Consider the following 20,148-nt stretch of genomic DNA (forward strand, 5'->3'; position numbering starts at 1 on the left):
GTGACGGCGCCCCGGGTCAGGCACCACAGGGGTGCGTCCGTCCCGGTGTCGCCGAGGGCCTGGACGAGCGAGAGGGTCAGGGCGAGGCCGCGGCTGAGCGCCGGATGCGTCGCGCTCTCCTCCTCGGCCTCGGCCAGCAGGGACACCACGCCCGTCAGGTCCGGCAGGTCGCCGAGGCCGGTCAGGCGCGCGGCCAGGGCCGTGCGGTCGGCGCAGGTGTCGTCCAGGACGAGGGTGCGCGGGTCGGCTCCGTGGGCGGCGAGGACGCCGATGACGGTGTCGGTGTCGGCCCCTTCGGGGGCGACGACGAGCCAGGTGCCCGTCAGGGTCGCGGTGGGCAGGCTGGTCAGCGGCTTCCAGGTGGCGCGGTAGCGCCAGGAGTCCACGGTGGACAGGTCGCGGCGGTGCTTGCGCCAGTGCGAGAGGGCCGGGAGGACCGGCGCCAGGGCGGCGTGGTCCAGACGCAGGCGGGAGGCGAGGGCGTCGACGTCCTCCTCCTCGACCGCCGTCCAGAACTCCGCGTCGGCGGGGTCCGCCGCGGCCTTGCCCCGGGACCGGTCGGGGATCGCCCACAGGTGTTCGCGCTGGAAGGCGTACGTGGGCAGCGGCACGCGGCGGGCGCCGGTGCCGGTGAGGAGGCCGGCCCAGTCGGCGTCCGCGCCCCGTACGAAGGCTTCGGCGAGTGAGGTCAGGAAGCGGTCGGTGCCGCCCGTGTCGCGCCGGAGCGTGCCGAGCACCGCGGCCGCGGCGCCGGCTTCCTCGGCGGTCTCCTGGATGCCCATGGTGAGGACGGGGTGGGAGCTGACCTCGATGAAGAAGTGGTGGCCCCGGGCGAGGAGTTCGCCGATGGCGGGCCGGAAACGGACGGTCTGCCGCAGGTTGGTGTACCAGTACTCACCGTCCATGCCGGTGGTGTCCAGCCAGTCGCCGGTGACGGTGGAGAAGAAGGGCACCTGCGCGGGGCGCGGGCGCACCGGCGCGAGGACGGTGCGCAGTTCGTCCCGCACCCGCTCGACCTGCGTGGAGTGCGAGGCGTAGTCCACGGCGACGCGCTTGGCGCGGACGCCCTCGGCGACCAGTTCGGCCTGGAGGGCGTCCAGCGGCGCGGTGGCGCCGGAGACGACGGTGGAGCGGGGGCCGTTGACGGCGGCGACCGACAGGGCGTCGTACCCGGTGGCCCCAATGAGGCGCTGTTCGACGTCGGCGGCGGGCAGCGGCACCGACAGCATGCCGCCGGTCCCGGCCAGCCCGCGGGCGATGGCCTGGCTGCGCAGCGCGACGACCCGGGCCGCGTCCTTCAGGGAGAGCGCCCCGGCGACGGCGGCCGCGGCGATCTCGCCCTGCGAGTGGCCGACCACGGCGTCCGGGGTGATGCCGTGGGAGGCCCACAGCGCGGCCAGGGAGACCATGACGGCGAAGGAGGCGGGCTGGACGACGTCGACGCGGTCCAGGGTCGGCGCGCCTTCGGTCCGGCGCAGCACGTCGAGCAGGGACCAGTCGACGAACTCCGAGAGGGCGGTGGCGCATTCCGTCAGACGTTCGGCGAAGACCGGGGACTCGTCGAGAAGCCGGGCCCCCATGCCGGCCCACTGGGAGCCCTGGCCGGGGAAGACGAAGACGGTCTTGCCGTCGGTGTCGGCGGTGCCCTGGACGACGCCGGGCGCGGAGCCGCCGGCGGCCAGCGCGTCGAGGGCCGTACGCCGGGTCTCGTCGTCGGTGCCGACGACGACGGCGCGGTGATCGAAGAGCGTGCGCGAGGCCACCAGGCTGTGGGCGACGTCCCACGCGCCGGGCGGCTGCTCGCCGTCGAGGTGGGCGGCGAGGTGGGCCGCCTGGGCGCGCAGCGCGCCCGGGGTCCGCGCGGACAGCACCCACGGGACGGCGCCGCCGGCCGGGGGCACCGGCCGGGCGGGGGCCGTTTCCTGCGGGCGGGGGGCCTCTTCGAGGATGGTGTGGGCGTTGGTCCCGCTGATGCCGAAGGAGGAGACCGCGCAGCGGCGCGGGCGCTCGCCCTCGGTCCAGTCGGCGGGCTCGTTCAGCAGGGCGAGGGTGCCGGGTGTCCAGTCGATGTGGCTGGACGGGGTGTCCGCGTGCAGGGTGCGGGGCAGCTCCCCCTGGCGCAGGGCCATGACCATCTTGATGACGCCGGCGACGCCGGCCGCCGACTGGGTGTGGCCGATGTTGGTCTTCACGGAGCCGAGCAGCAGCGGGTGCTGCGGGTCGCGGTCCCGGCCGTACGTGGCGAGCAGGGCCTGCGCCTCGATGGGGTCGCCGAGGGCGGTGCCGGTGCCGTGGGCCTCGACGGCGTCGATGTCCGCCGGGGCCAGCCCGGAGTTGGCCAGTGCCTGGCGGATGACGCGCTGCTGGGCGGGGCCGTTGGGGGCGGACAGGCCGTTGGAGGCACCGTCCTGGTTGATGGCCGAGCCGCGGACGACGGCGAGGATGTCGTGCCCGTTGCGCCGGGCGTCGGAGAGCCGCTCCAGGACGAGGACGCCGACGCCTTCGGCGAGGGTCATGCCGTCGGCGCCGTCGGCGAACGCCTTGCAGCGGCCGTCACCGGCCAGGGCCCGCTGCCGGCTGAAGGCGACGAAGGGGTTGGGGTTGGTCATCACGGTCGCGCCGCCGGCCAGCGCCAGGGAGCTTTCGCCGTTGCGCAGCGACTGGCAGGCGAGGTGCAGGGCGACCAGGGAGGAGGAGCAGGCGGTGTCGACGGTGACCGCCGGGCCTTCGAGGCCGAAGAGGTAGGCCAGGCGCCCGGAGAGCACGCTGGGGCTGGTGCCGGTCACCAGGTGGCCGGCGGAGCCGTCCTCGACGCCGAGTCCGTACTCCTGGTAGGTGGAGCCGATGAACGTACCGGTCGCGCTGCCGTGGACGGTGGTGGGGTCGATGCCGGCGTGCTCGAACGCCTCCCAGGTGGTCTCCAGCAGCAGCCGCTGCTGGGGGTCCATGGACAGCGCCTCGCGCGGCGAGATGCCGAAGAAGGCGGCGTCGAACTCGCCCGCGTCGTGCAGGAAGCCGCCCTGGCTGGAGTACGTGGTGCCGGGGTGGTCCGGGTCGGGGTGGTGCAGGCCGGTGTCCCAGCCACGGTTGACGGGGAAGTCGGTGATCGCGTCGACGCCTTCGCTGACGAGCTCCCAGAACTGCCGCGGGGAGCGGACGCCGCCGGGGAAGCGGCAGCTCATGCCGACGATGGCGACGGGCTCGTCGTGGCCGCCGGCGGCCACGGCCGCGGTCTGGGCACCGCCGGTGCCCAGGATCTCCTCGCGCAGGTGGCGGGCGAGGACGGTGGGGTTCGGGTAGTCGAAGACGAGGGTGGCAGGCAGGTTCAGGCCGGTGCGGGTGGCCAGCCGCTTGCGCAGTTCCACGGCGGTCAGCGAGTCGAAGCCGGCGTCGCGGAAGGCGCGCCGTTCCGCGATGGCGTCCGCGGAGTCGTGGCCGAGCGCGATGGCCGCCTCGGTGCGGATGAGGTCGGCCAGCAGCCGCACCTGCTCGTCCTGGTCCAGGCCGCCGAGGCGCGCGGCGAACTCCGGCGCGGCGCTCTCGGTGGCGCTCTCGGCGCGTACGAGGGCCTGGACCTCGCCCAGTTCGTCGAAGAAGGCGCTGCGGCGGGTGGACGTGAAGACGGGGTGGTAGCGCTCCCAGTCGAGGTCGGCGACCGTGACGGTCACGTCCTGGTGGACGACCGCGCGCCGCAGCTCGGTGAGGGCGGACGCGGGCGCGAGGAAGCGCAGCCCGCGCTTGCGCAGCTCTTCGGTGACGGCCTCGTGGGTGGCCATTCCGGCCTCGGCCCAGGGCCCCCAGGAGACGGACGTGGCGGGCAGACCGCGGGCCGCGCGGTGCTCGGCGAGGGCGTCGAGGTAGGCGTTGGCGGCGCTGTACGCGCTCTGCCCGGCGCTCCCCCACACGCCGGCGATCGAGGAGACGAGGACGAAGAAGTCCAGCTCGTGGCCGTCCAGGAGGCTGTCGAGGTGGGCCGCGCCGAGCATCTTGGCGGCCATCGCCTGCGTGGCGTCCGCCAGCGGGGTGTCGGCGAGGGCGGCGTTCTGGCCGACGCCCGCCGCGTGCACGACGCCGGTCAGCGGGTGCTCCGGGGGTACGGACGCCAGGACGGCGGCGAGCGCGTCGCGGTCGGCGGTGTCGCAGGCCGCGATGGTGACCGCGGCTCCCAGGCCCTCCAGCTCCGCCGTCAGCTCGTCGGCGCCGGGGGCGTCGGGGCCGCGGCGGCTGGTGAGCAGGAGGTGGCCGGCGCCGCTGCGGGCGAGCCAGCGCGCGGTGTCGGCGCCGAGCGCTCCGGTGCCGCCGGTGACGAGCACGGTGCCGCGCGCGGTGAACGCGCCGGCCGGGGGCAGTTCGGCCCGCGGGTGGCGCGCCAGGCGCCGGCCGAGCGCTCCGGTGGCGCGGATCGCGAGCTGGTCCTCGCCGCCCTGGGCGGCCAGCGCGCTGACGAGGTGCTGGGTCGCGGGGGCGTCGAGGGCGGCCGGCAGGTCGATCAGGCCGCCCCACAGTTGCGGGTGCTCCAGGGCGGCGACCCGGCCCAGCCCCCAGACCGCTGCCTGGAGGGGGCTGGTGAGCGGGTCGGCCGGGCCGGTGGTGACCGCGCCGCGGGTCAGGGTCCACAGGGGGGCGTCGAGGGGGGCGTCGGTGAGCGCCTGGGCCAGCACGAGGGTGAGCGCGAGCCCGGCCGGCGGTTCGGCGCCGGGCCGGTGCCCGGGCCCGTCGGCGAGCGGGAGCAGGGACAGCAGGCCGGAGAAGGTGTGTCCCTGTGCGCGTACGGCGTCGAGCCGGGCGGCGAGCGTGGCGCGGTCGCGGCAGGTGGCGTCCAGGACGAGGGTCTCGAACTGGGCGCCGTGGCCACGCAGCGCGTGCCGGATCTCGTCGCTGTCGATGCCGTCGGTGGTGACGAGCAGCCAGGTGCCTTCGAGCACGGGCGCGGCGGCCGCCCGTACGGGCCGCCAGGTGACGCGGTAGCGGGCGGTGTCCAGCAGCGCCTTCTCGTGCCGCTGCTGGCGCCAGGACGACAGCGCGGGCAGCAGCGCGTACAGGGAGGCGTGCTGTTCGTCGCGCAGCCCGAGGAGCGCGGCGAGTTCCGCGGCGTCGCCGCGTTCCACGGAGCCCCACAGCTCGGCGTCCGCGGGGTCGGGTGCGCCCTGGGTGCGGCGGGCCGGGTCCGGTTCGGGCCAGTAGCGCTCGTGCTGGAAGGCGTACGTGGGCAGGTCGACGGTGCGGGCTCCGGTGCCGGCGAGGTACGCGGGCCAGTCGACGGCCGTACCGTGTACGTGCAGGCGGGCCAGCGCGGTGGCCGCGCAGCGTTCCTCACCGCGTCCGGCGCGCAGCAGCGGGACGATGTGCGCGTCCGCCGTGTCGCCGAGGGCGTCCTGGGCGGCGGCCGACAGGACGCTGTCGGGGCCGAGTTCGAGGAAGGTGCCGGCGCCGCAGTCGTGTGCGGCGTGCAGGGTGTCGGCGAAGCGGACGGCACCGCGGGCGTGCGCGACCCAGTAGTCGGCGCAGCGCAGTTCCTCCCCGGTGGCGGGCCGTCCGGTCAGGCCGGAGACGACGGTCGTGTCCGGCGCGTGGTAGGTGAGCCCGGCGGCGACCTCGCGCAGCCCGTCGAGCGCGGGCTCCATGAGCGGCGAGTGGAAGGCGTGGCTGACCGTCAGGCGCTTGGTCTTGCGGCCCCGCTCCGCGAAGTGGGCGGCGATCTCCTCGGCGGCGGCCAGTTCTCCGGCGACCACGACGCTCCGGGGGCCGTTGACGGCGGCGATGGACACCTCGTGCTCGCGCCCGGCGAGCAGCGGCGCGGTCTCGTCCTCGGTGGCCTGGAGGGAGATCATCGCGCCGCCGGCGGGCAGCGCCTGCATCAGCCGTCCGCGCGCGATCACCAGGCGGGCCGCGTCGGACAGCGAGAGGACGCCCGCGACATGCGCGGCGGTGATCTCGCCGATGGAGTGGCCCAACAGCACGTCGGGGCGGATGCCCCAGGTGCGCAGCAGCCGGTACAGCGCGACCCCGATGGCGAACAGCGCGGGCTGGGTCCATTCGGTGCGGTCCAGCAGCGCCGCCTCGGGGCTGCCCTCAGGGGCGAACAGGACGTCCTTGAGGGGGCGGTCCAGGTGCGGGTCGAGGGCGGCGGCCACCTCGTCGAGGGCCCGGCCGAACGCGGGGAAGCGGGCGGCGAGTTCCCGGCCGGCGCCGGGGCGCTGGCTGCCCTGTCCGGAGAACACCACGGCCAGCTTGCCCGCGCCGCCGACCTCGCCCTCGGTGAGCGCGGAGCCCGGCCGGTCGGCGGCCAGGTCGGCGAGGGCGCGCAGCAGTTCGTCGCGGTCGCCGACGACCACGGCGCGCTGGTCGAAGGCCGAGCGGGTGGTGGCGAGGGAGAGCGCGATGTCGGCCGGGTCGAGGGCGGGGCGCTCGTCGAGGTGGGAGCGCAGGCGGGCGGCCTGGTCGCGCAGGGCGGCCCGGCTCTTGCCCGACAGCGTCCAGGGCAGCACGGCCGGGGTGAGCGCCGGCTGTTCGCGCGGCTCGGGGGCGGCCGACGGCTCCTCGACGATGAGGTGGGCGTTGGTGCCGCTGAACCCGAACGAGGAGATGGCGGCGCGGCGCGGCCGGCCGGCCTGCGGCCAGGCCGTCTCCTCGGTGAGCAGGCGCACCGCTGCGGAGTCCCACTCCACGTGCGAGGACGGCTCGTCGGCGTGCAGGGTGCGGGGCAGCACGCCGTGGCGCATGGCCATGACCATCTTGATGACACCGGCGACACCGGCCGCGGCCTGGGTGTGGCCGATGTTGGACTTCACGGAGCCCAGCAGCAGCGGGCTCAGCGGGTCGCGGTCCTGGCCGTAGGCGGCGAGCAGGGCCTGCGCCTCGATGGGGTCGCCCAGGGTGGTGCCGGTGCCGTGGCCCTCCACGGCGTCGACATCCGCGGCGGACAGGCCGGCGACGGACAGCGCCTGCCGGATCACCCGCTGCTGGGCGGGGCCGTTGGGGGCGGTCAGCCCGTTGGAGGCGCCGTCCTGGTTGACGGCGGAGCCGCGGACGACGGCCAGGATCCGGTGTCCGTTGCGGCGGGCGTCGGAGAGCCGTTCCAGGACGAGTACGCCCACGCCCTCGGACCAGCCGACGCCGTCGGCGCGGTCGGAGAACGCCTTGCAGCGGCCGTCCGGGGACAGGCCGCGCTGCCGGGAGAACTCGATCAGGGCGCCCGGCGTCGACATGACCGTGACGCCGCCGGCCAGCGCCAGCGAGCACTCGCCCGCGCGCAGCGCCTGCATCGCCCAGTGCATGGCGACCAGCGAGGACGAGCACGCGGTGTCGACGGTGACGGCGGGGCCTTCGAGGCCGAGGGTGTACGAGACCCGTCCGGAGACGACGCTCGGGGCGGTGCCGCTGCCCTGGTGGCCCTCGAACTGCCCGCCGGAGAGCACCGTGGCGTAGTCGTTGTACATCACGCCCGCGAACACGCCGGTCCGGCTGCCGCGCAGGGTCACCGGGTCGATGCCCGCCCGCTCGACGGCCTCCCAGGACGCTTCGAGGAGCAGCCGCTGCTGGGAGTCGGTGGCCAGGGCCTCGCGGGGGCTCATCCCGAAGAAGGCGGGGTCGAAGTCGGCGGCGGTGTGCAGGAAGCCGCCGAAGCGGGAGTAGGAGGTGCCGGTGCGGTCCGGGTCCGGATCGTAGAGCGCGTCCAGGTCCCAGCCCCGGTCCGTGGGCAGGCCCGAGATGGCGTCGGTGCCCTCGCTGACCAGCCGCCACAGGTCCTCGGGGGAGGCGACGCCGCCCGGGTAGCGGCAGCTCATGCCGACGATGACGATGGGGTCCTCGTCGGCGGCGGCGCGGGGGGCGTCGGCCGCGGCGGCGGCCTCGGAGCCCATGAGGCCGGCGAGGAGGTGCGCGGCGAGCGCCTCGACGGTCGGGTGGTCGAAGATGACCGTCGTGGCGGTGCGCAGGCCGGTGGCCGCGCTGAGCCGGTTGCGCAGTTCCACCGCGGTCAGCGAGTCGAAGCCCAGCTCCCGCAGCGGGCGCCGCGCGTCGATGTCGGCGGTGCCGGCGTGGCCGAGCACGGCGGCCACCTGGCCGGCCACGAGGTCGAGCACGACCTCGTGGCGGTCGGTCTCCGCCAGCCGGGACAGCTTCTGTACGAGGGTGACGGCGGCCTCCGAGCCCGAGACCACCGCCCGGCGGGCCGGGGTGCGGATCAGGCCGCGCCACAGCGGCGCCACCTCGTCCTGGAGCCGCAGGACGGACAGGTCGAGCCGGGTGGGCAGCAGGACGGCGGCGTCCGTGGCGGTGGCCGCGTCGAAGAGGGCGACGCCCTGTTCCTCGGTGAGCGCGGGGGTGCCCATCCGGGCCAGCCGGTCGAGGTCCTCGTCCGTCAATCCGCCGGTCATGCCGGCGGTGGGGGCCCACGGGCCCCAGGCCAGGGAGAGCCCCGGCAGGCCCTGGGCGCGGCGCAGTTGGGCGAGCGCGTCGAGGAAGGCGTTGGCGGCGGCGTAGTTGCCCTGGCCCGCCGCGCCCACGGTGCCGGACAGGGAGGAGAAGACGACGAAGGCGGCCAGGTCCAGGCCCTGGGTGGCCTCGTGGAGGTGCCAGACGGCGTCGGCCTTGGGCCGCAGCACCGCGCTGATCCGTTCGGGGGTGAGCGATTCGAGCACGCCGTCGTCGAGGGTGCCGGCGCTGTGCACGACGGCGGTGACGGGGTGCTCGGCGGGCACCGCGGCCAGCAGCCGCCGCACGGCGGCACCGTCGGCCAGGTCGCATGCCGTGATGGCCACCTGGGCCCCGTGCTCGGCCAGTTCGGCGACGAGTTCCCGGGCGCCGTCGGCGTCCGGGCCGCGCCGGCTCACGAGCAGCAGGTGCCGTACGCCGCGCTCGGCGACCAGGTGCCGGGCCAGTACGCGGCCGAGGCCGCCGGTGGCCCCGGTGAGCACCACGGTGCCGTCGGGGTTCCACGCCGCGGCGGTGCGCGGCGTCCGGGCGCGGGCCAGCCGCGCGGTGAGCACGGCGGTGCCGCGGACGGCGGTCTCCGGCTCGTCCGGGGCCAGGGCCAGGGCTCGCGCCAGTGGTTCCGCGGCGGGCTCGGCGGCGGGGTCGAGGTCGAGCAGCCCGAAGCGGCCGGGGTGTTCGCTCTGCGCGGCCCGCACCAGGCCCCGGACTGCGGCGGCCACCGGGTCCGGCGCCTGCCGGCCGTCGGTGGCGACCGCGCCACGGGTGACGAAGACCAGTCGGGACGCGGCGTACCGCGCGTCCGCCAGCCAGGTCCGCAGGGTCTCCAGGGCCTGGGCGGTACGGGCGTGTACGGCGGTGACGACCTCGTCGCCGGTGGCACCGTCCGCGCCCGCGACGGGGGCGAGGACCACGTCCGGGGCGTGGGTGGCGGCGTCCGGGCCGGGCAGCGTGGTGACCGTGCGGTCCGGCGAGGTCAGGGCCCGCTCCAGGCCGAAGGGGTCCGTACCGAGGACGGCGACCGCGGTGGGCGCCGCCTGGGCGGCCTGGTGGGCTTCGGTCCAGCGCAGTTCGAACAGGGCGTCCCGGACGAGGGAGTCGGCGGCGCCGAGCTGTTCGTCGGGCAGGGTGCGCAGGACCAGCGAGCCGATGGAGGCGACGGGGGCGCCGGTGGTGTCGGCGACGGCGACCGCCACCGCGTCGTCGCCGGCCGGGGTCAGCTTCACGCGGACCGTGCTCGCCCCGCTCGCGTGCAGGGTCACGTCCTGCCACGCGAAGGGCAGGCCGCCGCGGGTGTGCTCGCCCAGGTCGGCGAAGGCCGCGGCGTGCAGGGCGGCGTCCAGCAGGGCCGGGTGGATCCCGAACGCCGTGGCGGACGCGGCGTCGGTGTCGTCGGTCTCCGGCAGGGTCACCTCGGCGTAGACGTCGTCGCCGGCGCGCCATGCGGCACGCAGGCCCCGGAACAGGGGGCCGTACGCGAAGCCGGTGTCGGCCATGCGGTCGTAGAAGCCGTCGAGGTCCAGCGGACGCGCGTCGGCGGGAGGCCAGACGGTGGCGTCGAAGTCGGCGCGGTGCTCGCCGGCGACGAGGGTGCCGGCGGCGTGCTGGGTCCAGGGGAGTTCCTCCGGCCCGTCGGGGCGGGAGTGCACGCTCACGGTACGGCGGCCGGTCCCGTCCGGGCTGCCCGCCCACACCTGCACCTGGACGCCGCCGTCCTCGGGCAGCACCAGCGGTGCGGCCAGGGTGAGTTCCTCCACGCGGCCGCAGCCGGCCTCGTCCCCGGCGCGTACGGCCAGCTCCAGGAAGGCGGTGCCCGGCAGCAGCACCGTGCCGCGCACGGCGTGGCCGGCGAGCCAGGGGTGGGTGCGCCGCGACAGCCGGCCGGTCAGCAGCAGACCGTCGGAGTTGGCGACCGACACGGCCGCCGCCAGCAGCGGGTGGTGGGCCGCGCCCAGGCCCGCGGCGCGCACGTCGCCGCCCGTCGCGGGCAGGCTCTTGGGCCAGTGGCGGCGGCGCTGGAAGGCGTAGGTGGGCAGGTCGGCGCGGCGGGCGCCGGTGCCCTCGAAGTAGGGCTCCCACCGGACGGCCACGCCGCGGGTGTGCAGGCCCGCCAGCGCGGCGGTGAGGGTCTCGGCCTCGGGGCGGCCCGGCCGCAGTACGGCGAGCGTCGCGGGGACGCCGTCGGCGGGGCCGGTTTCGCCATCGGCCGTGGCCAGGCAGGTCTGGGCCATGGCGGACAGGACGCCGTCGGGGCCCAGTTCCAGGTAGGTGGCGGCACCGTGGCCGTCGAGCCAGGCGAGGGTGTCGGCGAAGCGTACGGCGTGCCGGGCGTGGTCCACCCAGTAGTCGGGGGAGGTGAGCTGCTCCACCGTGGCGAGGGTGCCGGTCAGGCCGGAGACGACCGGGATGACGGGTGCCTGCGGGGTGAGCCGGGAGACGGCCGCGCGGAACTCGTCCAGCATGGGTTCCATCAGCGGCGAGTGGAACGCGTGCGAGACGCGCAGCCGCTTGGTCCTGCGTCCCAGCGCGGCGACATGCTCGGCGACGGCGGTGACCTCGCCGGTCTCGCCGGCGACCACGACGGCGGCGGGCCCGTTGACCGCGGCGATGGAGACGCGGTCCCGCCGGCCCTCCAGGAGGGGCAGGATCTCTTCCTCGGTGGCTTCGAGGGAGACCATGGCGCCGCCTTCGGGCAGCGCCTGCATCAGGCGGCCGCGGGCGAGCACCAGGGCCGCGGCGTCGGCCAGGGAGAAGGCCCCGGCCACGTGTGCCGCGGCGATCTCGCCGATGGAGTGCCCGGCGAGGAAGTCCGGCTTGACGCCGAAGGACTCGGCGAGCCGGTACAGCGCGACCTCGATGGCGAACAGGGCGGGCTGGGCGTATCCGGTCCGGTCGAGCAGGGCGGCCTCGGGCGTGCCCTCGGCGGCGTACAGCACGTCCTTCAAGGGCCGGTCGAGGCCCTGGTCGAGGTGGGTGAGGGCCTCGTCGAGGGCGGTGGCGAAGACGGGGAACCGGCCGGCCAGTTCCCGGCCCATGCCCGGCCGCTGGGAGCCCTGCCCCGCGAAGAGGAAGGCGAGCTTGGACCGCGTCCGTGCGGTGTCCTGCACCAGGCCGGGGGCCGGCGCGCCGTCGGCGAGCGCGGTGAGGGCGGTGCGGGCCCGGTCCAGGTCGGCCGCGGTGAACGCGGCGCGGTGCTCCAGGCCGGAGCGGGCCGTGGCCAGGGAGTAGGCCACGTCCGTGGGCACGAGACCGGGGTGGGACGCGAGGTGTTCGAGCAGCCGCGCCGCCTGGGCGCGCAGCGCCTCGCGGGTCCGGCCGGAGACGAGCCAGGGGACGGCGCCCGCGGCCACGGGTACGGCCACGCCCGGCTCCGGGTCCTCCTCGGGGGCGGCCGGGGCCTCCTCCAGGATCGTGTGCGCGTTGGTGCCGCTGAGGCCGAACGAGGAGACACCGGCCCGGCGCGGCCGTTCGCCCTGCGGCCAGGGGACCTGCTCGGTGAGCAGGCGGACGTCCCCCTGCGACCAGTCGACGTGCGAGGACGGCGCGTCCACATGGAGCGTGCGCGGGAGCAGCCCGTGCCGCATGGCCAGCACCATCTTGATGACGCCGGCGACACCGGCCGCCGCCTGGGTGTGGCCGAGGTTCGATTTGACGGAGCCCAGCAGCAGCGGGTGGCCGGTGTCGCGGCCCTGACCGTAGGTCGCCAGCAGCGCCTGTGCCTCGACCGGGTCGCCCAGGGTCGTGCCGGTGCCGTGCGCCTCGACGACGTCGACCTCGTCGGCCGACAGCCGAGCGCTGACCAGCGCCTGCTCGATGACGCGCTGCTGGGAGGGGCCGTTGGGGGCGGTCAGTCCGTTGGAGGCGCCGTCCTGGTTGACGGCGGAGCCGCGGACGACGGCCAGGATCTCGTGCCCGTTGCGGCGGGCCTCCGAGAGGCGTTCGAGGACCAGGACGCCGACGCCCTCGGCCCAGCCGGTGCCGCTCGCGGAGTCGGCGAAGGAGCGGCAGCGCCCGTCGGCGGCGAGCCCGCCCTGGCGGCTGAACTCCACGAAGGTGGTGGGGCTGGACATCACGGTGACACCGGCGGCCAGCGCCAGGGAGCACTCGCCCTGGCGCAGCGAGTGGGCGGCCAGGTGCAGTGCCACGAGGGAGGACGAGCAGGCGGTGTCGACGGTGACCGCCGGTCCCACGGCCCCGAAGAAGTACGCGAGCCGGCCCGAGATGACGCTGGTGGTGGTGCCCGTCAGCGCGAAGCCCTGGACGTCGTCGTCCGGGCCCACCCGGTACTCCTGGGGCATCGCCCCGACGAACATGCCCGTACGGGAGCCCCGGACGGCCGCCGGGTCGATGCCGGCCCGCTCGAAGGCCTCCCAGGAGGACTCCAGCAGCAGACGCTGCTGCGGGTCCATGGCGAGTGCCTCACGAGGGGAGATCCCGAAGAAGGAGGCGTCGAAATCGGCCGCGTCGTGCAGGAAGCCGCCGGAGAACTCGCCCGCGTCCTCGGCCGACTGCTCCCAGCCGCGGTCGGCGGGGGCCCGGGTGATGCCGTCCCCGTCGGCGGCGAGCAGGGCCCAGAGATCCTCGGGGCTGCGCACACCGCCCGGGAAGCGGCAGCTCATGCCCACGATCGCGATCGGCTCGCGGGCCGCCGCCTCCAGCTCGCCCACCCGCTGCCGGGAGCGCCGCAGATCGGCACCGGCCCGCTTCAGGTAGTCGCGGAGCTTCTGTTCCTGGTCCATCTTCGCCACGTTCAACCCAACCCATCTCAAGACCGGCGGACAGCAGAGGATTTCGCTGTGGACAGCCGACACCGATGACGGGTGTTCCACAGCGACTGAGTTTTCTGCGTGCCCTGCACGAGGCAGCTCGACTTCTCGCACGCCACACGCCCAGTCTCGGCAGCGGCGGCCATGGAATTCCCTAGAATCCGACGACTCCACGGCCGGTCATGCGCCAAGGCGCCGGGGGCGCCGCGGATGCTCCGCGGCGCCCCCGGCGCCTTGTGTCCCCTCGGCTCGCTTTCGGACCGGACCCGGGGCTCGGGGCGAGCCCCGGGTCCGCGCACGGCGAACCCCGGGGAATGCGAATGTTGCCGTCGGGTGAAGCCGTTCACGGGAATGTTGCTACTTGATGAAGCCGTCCACGACTCGGGGCGGCCAGGTGCCCACCGTCAGCACCCCCATCGCGTACGCGCGGGAGACCAGGGCCGCGCGGTTGGGGACCTTCAGTTTCCGCAGCAGTCCGGTGACGTGGTATTCCACTCCCTGCCGGCTGAGATACAGCCGGGACGCCAGCGGAATCGTGGACAGGCCCGCCGCGATTCCCTCCAGGATTCTCGCGTCGATCTCGCTGAGTAATTTCTTCCGCGGCGCCACCACCGCGTCGCCCTCCGTTTCCTGCCCCGGCCGCAGCAGGACGAGGACCGCGGACGGGCCGGGGGCGTAGCCGCTCACCGCGGTGGCCGTGAGGCTGCCGGTCAGCGCGTCGCCCGCCGACCGCAGTGCCACCACGTGCGCGGAGAACCGGTCGCAGCGGCCGCCGAGCAGCCGCTCGAACTGCCGCATGAGCGGCTGCCGCACGCTGGGGTGCACCAGGTCGCGGAAGTCGCGTCCGCAGACGTCGGGAGCGGTGGTCGAGGAATCGGAGGGGGCGGCGGCGAGTACGTCGGCACCCGCGTCGTCGGGGGTGGCGAAGTGCCGGAAGAATTCCGGGGTGGCCTGACGGACCGTCAGTGCCGGGTCCAGTACGGCCATGCACGTGCCCGGCCTGCCGGACGGCGGCCGCTCTTCCCGGCGCCGCGAAGTGCCGAGCGTACCGACCGCACCGGCCGCACTGTGGTCTGCCGAGATCTGCGGGGAGTCCACCAGAGCAGAAACGTTCAAGGGACCGACATCCTTTCCAACCCCCGTCTGCGCACCAGAATTGCCAAAGAAACCGAGTGAGGAAGAAACCGGAGAATGAAACGAGCCGGGCCGACCGAAGGCCCGGCGGCGGTCGGGAAGAAATTCCGACCGCCCCGATGCATTCGACACTAGGGAGAGGTCCAGACAAACGTCAACGCTCACCCGGTGCCGCACGGCTAAACCTGTGGTCGCACTCCCCCGGGGTACGGTCCCGAACCGCCCTGTCGGTCCCCCCGAACACCCCGTACCGTTTACCGCCGGTAAGCCGCACGCGCCGGCCCGGGGGCTCAGTGCGCGGCGACCGCCCCGCCCGCCCCGGGCCCGCGCAGCAGTTCGCGCCGCCCCGTGACGCCCAACTTCCGGTAGCACGACGTCAGATGCTTCTCCACGGCACGGGTGCTCACCTGGAGTTCATCGGCGATCTCCTGGTTGGTCAGCCCCTTGCCGACCAGGGAGACGACCTTGCGCTCGCTGTGGGTGAGCGATGCCTCCGCGCTCGGTACGGCGGTCCCCAGGGCCGCGTGGGCGCGTTCGGCCAGCCAGGTGGCGCCGCAGGCGGTGGCCAGGTCGGCGGCCTCGCGCAGGAGCGCCTTGGACTCCTTGCCGCTCTCCACGGCCCGGCCGAGCTGGAGGAGCGTACGGGCCCGTTCGAGCGTGTTGGCGGACGCGCGCAGGACCTCGGCGGACTCGCGCAGGACGGGAAGGCCCCCTCCCCCGGGCAGCGAAGCCTTCAGCCGCAGGACGCGGCCGAGCGGGGCCGGGGCCGCCCACTGCCGCGCCCAGGCCAGCTCCTCCTCCGCGAGCGCCAGGGCCGCACCGGGCTCGCCCAGGCGGTGATGGAGGACGATGGCGCGGGGCCGCCAGGGGTACAGGGCGGAGTTGCGCCAGCCGGCCGCTTCGAGTTGGCGGCCGCAGGCCAGAAGGGAGTCCAGGGCGTGGGCGGCACGGCCGCGGCGGGCGTCGAGCGACGCTTTGAGGAGTTGCAGCATGGCCGTCAGGGCGAGGCCGCCCGTCCCTCGCCGCCCGGCGTCCCGGAGAAGGAGTTCGATCAACTGGATGTCGCCGGTCTCCATGGCCACCGCGGCCCGCACGGCGGTGGTGGGTTCGCGCCAGTCCGCGGTCGCCGATCCGGCGGCCCGGTCGGCCTGCTCCCGGGCCCGGGCCAGGCGGCCGCAGGCGAGGTGGACCAGGGCGTTCTCGGCGTACACCGCCGCGTCCGGACGGTCGGCGTGCTGCTCGCCGGCCAGCCGGGTGTTGAGGCCCGCCACGGAGTCGGCGGCGTACAGGGCCACCGCGACCAGCGGGAGGGCGATGCAGGCACGGGCGGCGGTCACCGGCTCGCGTTCCAGGATGCGTCCGGCCAGGGCCGCGATCTCGGGCGCCGGCACGGCGCTGGAGAGCACCGCCGCGTTGGTCAGCACGGCTGCCAACTCGCGGTCGCCGCCGGTGTCCAGGGGCGGCGGGGTGCCCAGGGACCGCAGGCGTTCCACCGCGCCGGTCAGTTCCGTCGGGTTCTCGTGCCCGGCGTGCCACAACCGCGCCTCCAGGCGCAGGGCGATCTCGCGAGCGGTACCCCGGTGCGCGGCCGTGGGGTCGAGGTCTTCGGATGCGCGGCGCAGCAGGTCCACCGTCGAGGCCGATGCCTCGCCCAGGAAGTTGGGCGGGATGAGCAAGGTGGCGGCGGCCCGGTCGGTGGCCGACGGCAGCAGGCGGACGGCTTGGCCGATGTGGCGTTCACAGGCGGCGGGGTCGGTGCCGCGTTCGGCGCCGGCCAGCTCGATCAGCAGGCGCGCGCGCTCGAAGTCGCCGGTGCTCCCCAGCAGGGCGCGTTGCAGGTAGCGGGCGGCGGTGTCCGGCGCGCCGCGGCGCGCCGCGGCCTGTGCGGCGGCCCGCAGTACCCCCACGGCCCACGGGCGGTGCGTGGCGGTGACGGCCATCAGCAGGTCCGCGACGTGTTCGGCGGGCCGGCCGGCCTCGTGGAGGAGGTCGGCCGCGGCGTCCCTGGAGCGTTCGCGTTCGGCGACGGTGAGGGAGGAGTCGACGGCGTCGCGGACCACGGTGTGGATGAAGCGGGGGGTGTCGTGCGGGGCGAGCAGCCCGAGGTGGTGCAGCGCGCGCAGGGCCTGCTGGAAGCCGGTGGCGTCCAGACGCGCGTGGCGCCGCAGGAGGCGGGCCTCGCCGTGGTCGCCGAAGGCGGCGATGGCCGCGGCGAGGTCGCGTACGGGGCGGGGCTGGGTGCTCAGGCAGCCGGCCAGGCGGTCGCGGAACTGGGCGGGGCCCTGCACGCGGACCTGATCGGCGTATTCGGCGGTGGGGCGGTGGCCGAGCAGGGCCAGGTCGCGCAGGACGGAGCCGAGGAAGAGGGGGTTGCCGGCGCAGGTCTCGTGGCAGGCGCGGGCGTAGGCGTCGTCGGCGGGTTCGCCCAGGTGGTGGTGGATCAGGGCCCGGGTGCCGTCGAGCGGGAGCGGAGCGGGGCGCAGCACCTCGGCGGCGTCCGCGATGTCGCGGATGAGCGGGTGCTGGGCGCGGGGGTCGCCGTCGCGCAGGGTGCACACGAGGACGACGCGCAGCCCGTGCGGGCGCCGGATCAGGTAGGCGAGCCAGCGCAGCGAGGGGAGGTCGGCCCATTGCAGGTCGTCGACGAGGAGGAGGACGGGAGTGGCGGCGCAGGCGTCGGCCAGCAGCGCGCGCAGGCCGTGCAGGACGGCTTCGGACGAGGGGGTGTCCCAGTCACCGGGAGCGGGGAGGCCGCCGCCCGCGTCCTGGTCGCCGGAGGCGGTGGGGTCCTCGGCCAGGGCGGGCACCAGGAGCTGGTGGACGATGCCGAAGGCGAAGTCCTGTTCCATGGGTGCGGCGTTCGCCCGCAGGACCTGTAAGTCGTCCGGGGACCGGGCACCGGCCTCCTGGAGGAGTGTGGAGCGGCCGATCCCCACCGGGCCGGCCAGTATCAGTGTGGAGGAACGGCCCGCCCGTGCCCGGCGTACCGCGGTGTCGATGCGGGTCAGTTCGGACTCCCGCTCATACAGCATCGTTCGTGTCTCTTTCCGTCGGCCGGCTCCGCGCGCGGAGTTCCTCGCGTGAGGTGATACGCAATTTCCTGTAGGTACTGCTCAGCCGGTGCTCGACGGTGCGCCGGCTCACCCCGAGCTGTTCGGCGATCTCGCGGTTGCCCAGTCCGCGGCGGGCCAGCTCGGCGGTCTGCCGCTCGGCGGACGACAGGGCGGCCCACCCCTCGGGGAGGGCGTCGTCGCCGGGAGCGGCGGGCCGGGCCAGCCGGTCGGTCAGCCACCGTACGCGTTCGGCCAGCCGGCTGGAGGCGCGGGTGACGGTGAGGCGGGACAGCTCGGCCAGCAGGCGGGCCGCGGTGGTGCCGTTGCCCTTGGTGGCTTCCTCGGTGGCGAGGTCCGCCAGGACCCAGGCGTAGGCGAGCCGGGTGGGCAGTTCGCGCGGGGCGCCGGCGTCCGGTTCCCGGTGTTCGAAGCTCCGGGCGCCCAACTGGGCCAGGCCCAGTGCGCTGGGGGCGCCCCACCGGCGGGCGAGGGTGAGTTCCTCGCGGATCAGGTGCCCGGCCTGTTCCCGGTCGCCGAGGGTCAGGCAGGCCCGGGCGGCCATCGTGCGCCAGGGCAGCACGACGGGGTTGGCCCACTGCCGGTACATCAGCCACCGTCCGCTTTCCTTGAACAGTTCCGCGGCCTCGGCCCAGTGCCCTTCGTCGATGGCCGTGCGGGCGCGGGCGTACAGCAGCAGGGGCCAGTGGACGCCGTATTCGGATCCGGGCGGCACGGGGGCCCGGCTCAGCGCGCGGGCCTCGGCGCAGCGCCCGGCTTCCACGGCGATGACGCTGCGTACGGCGATGAGGTGTGGTGCGGCCAAGGGGTGCCAGGCCGCGGCGGGCAGCGCCCGTTCGGCGGCGTGCGCGGCGCGGTCGGCGGCGTCCAGGCGGCCACCGCGCAGATGCAGTTCGGCGCCCAGGGCGAGGGCGCGGGCCAGGGTGGGGTGGCAGTGACGGCGGCGCAGTTCGGCGATGACGGCGGCGAGCCGGTCCTCGGCCTCGGTGGCCGCGTCGGTGAGCCACAGGGCCCGGGCGGCGGCCAGGCGGGGCAGGGCGGGAGCGGCGTGGCCCGCGTCCAGGGCACGGCGGGCCAGCTCCGCGGCCCTGGCGCGGTGCCGGCCGCGGGCGGCGAGCTGCCAGGCGCGGACGCCGGCCTGGGCGGGGGCGAGCGGGTGCTCGGGCAGGGCGGGGACGCCGGAGGCGGGTTCGTCGGCGGCCTCGGGCACGGTCTCGGCGGCGTACCAGTACAGCGCGATCAGGTCGTCGCGCTCGCTGCCGTGGGCGGTGGCGAGGGCCTGGACGGCGGCGCGGCGGCCCCAGGCGTCGTCGCCGCGGGCCAGGCCCATGTCCAGTGCCCGTATACGGAGCCGGCTCCAGGGCTCGCCGTCGCCCGGCGCGTGGACGAGGGTGCCGAGCCTGCGGTCAGCGGCTTCGGGGGCGGCCACGGCCTCGGCGGCGGCCAGATCGAGGCTGACCCGTGCGCGGTGCAGGGGGTCCTGGGGCTCGTCGAGGGCGCGGCGGAGGTAGGTGGCGGCACGGGCGAAGTCGTCGCGGCGCAGGGCGGCGCCGAAGCCGCCGCGCAGGGTGTGCACCGCCCAGGGCTCGCCGATGGGGGGCGCCTGGAGGAGGAGGCGGGCGATGTCCTCGTCGTCGGCCACGACCTGGTAGGCGAGGCGGGCGGCGCGGGCGTGCAGGGCGGCGCGTTCGGCGGCGGGCGTGTCCTCCAGGATGCGGGCCTGGACGACGGGCATGCGGAGGCGTTCGTGGGAGCCGTCGGGAACGGTGAAGCCGGCCGTCTCCAGCGCCGCGCGCAGCCTGGTCTCGGGTACGGTGCTCAGCCCGGCCAGGGCACAGATCAGCGGGAAGTCCAGCAGGTCACCGCCGACGGCCAGCGCGCGCAGTACGGCGGTGGCCTCGTCGGTCAGTCCCCGCAGGGCGCGTCCCGCGCGGTCGCCGATGATGCCGGTGATCAGGGCGCGCAGCCGTGGGAGCCGGTCGGCGTCGGGCCGGTGGCCGGCGTCGGCGAAGCAGTGCAGTGCCGCGTGCAGTACGGCGGGGCTGCCGTGCGCCGCCTGGGCGGCCGCGGCGGCGAACGTCTCGTCGCAGGGGGCGCCGCAGATCTGCTCGGTGAGGGCGGCGACCGCGCGAGGGCTCAGCGGCCGGACGGTGAGACGGCGGGGCAGCCGCGTGGAGGGGGCGGCGTCGGCCAGCCGGTCGGGGCTGTCCTCCAGTCCGGTGCGTGCGGTGAGCAGGGCGAGGGGGACGCCGGTGGCCAGGCGGCGCACCAGGGCCTGGAGCCAGTGCAGGGAGGCCGCGTCCAGCCACTGGGCGTCCTCCACCGTCACGAGCGTGGGGGTGTGGCGGGCGGCGTGCAGGAGTTCGGGCAGGCCCGGCAGGCCGTCCGGCTCGTAGGGCCCGCGCAGGTCCCGCAGGGCGGGTTCGGCCACCTCCCCCAGCGCGCCGAGGAGTTGGGTCACGGCTCCGTGGCGCAGGTCGCGTTCGGCGAGGGAGGCACTGACGGGCAGGACGCGGACCGCGCGCTCCGCGGCGAGGCGGGCCGTCCAGCGCAGCAGGGCGTTGTGGCCGAAGCCGGGGCGTCCGGCCACGGAGACGACGGCGGGCCGGCCTTCGCCGAGGCCGGCCACCACCTGCCGCAACTGCTCTTGTTCCGCCTCACGTTCGAGCAGGGGCGGGTCGGCGCGCCGCCGTCCCGCCCGTATGAACCCCGCGTACAGATGCTCTTCCTTCGGCCCTGCCACC

At 75.7% G+C, this 20,148-nt stretch carries 4 protein-coding genes (1 of these 4 cut by a window edge); all 4 read right to left on the minus strand.

Annotated features, from left to right (window positions below; all coding sequences use genetic code 11):
* Positions 1-13,172: the 5' end (the start) of a type I polyketide synthase gene (locus ACH4EB_RS22815; protein WP_398349394.1), read on the minus strand. Its footprint begins 15,349 nt before the window's first position; the window shows 13,172 of its 28,521 coding nt (coding positions 1-13,172); its start codon is at positions 13,170-13,172; its stop codon lies off the left edge, out of view.
* Between the two features lie 384 nt (positions 13,173-13,556).
* Complete coding sequence (locus ACH4EB_RS22820; RefSeq protein ID WP_398349395.1) at positions 13,557-14,315, minus strand: LuxR C-terminal-related transcriptional regulator; 759 nt, start codon at positions 14,313-14,315, stop codon at positions 13,557-13,559.
* Positions 14,316-14,623: 308 nt separating this feature from the next.
* The gene (locus ACH4EB_RS22825) at positions 14,624-17,365 is read right to left on the minus strand and encodes an ATP-binding protein (protein ID WP_398349396.1); all 2,742 of its coding nucleotides are present in this window, start codon (positions 17,363-17,365) and stop codon (positions 14,624-14,626) included.
* A complete protein-coding gene (locus ACH4EB_RS22830; RefSeq protein ID WP_398349397.1) occupies positions 17,355-20,147 on the minus strand; it encodes an AAA family ATPase in 2,793 nt (930 codons plus the stop codon). The genes ACH4EB_RS22825 and ACH4EB_RS22830 overlap by 11 nt, the downstream gene beginning before the upstream one ends.
* Between the last annotated feature and the right edge of the window lies 1 nt (position 20,148).

Source organism: Streptomyces sp. NPDC018045, from assembly GCF_044327445.1.
In the GTDB taxonomy this organism is placed as follows: domain Bacteria; phylum Actinomycetota; class Actinomycetes; order Streptomycetales; family Streptomycetaceae; genus Streptomyces.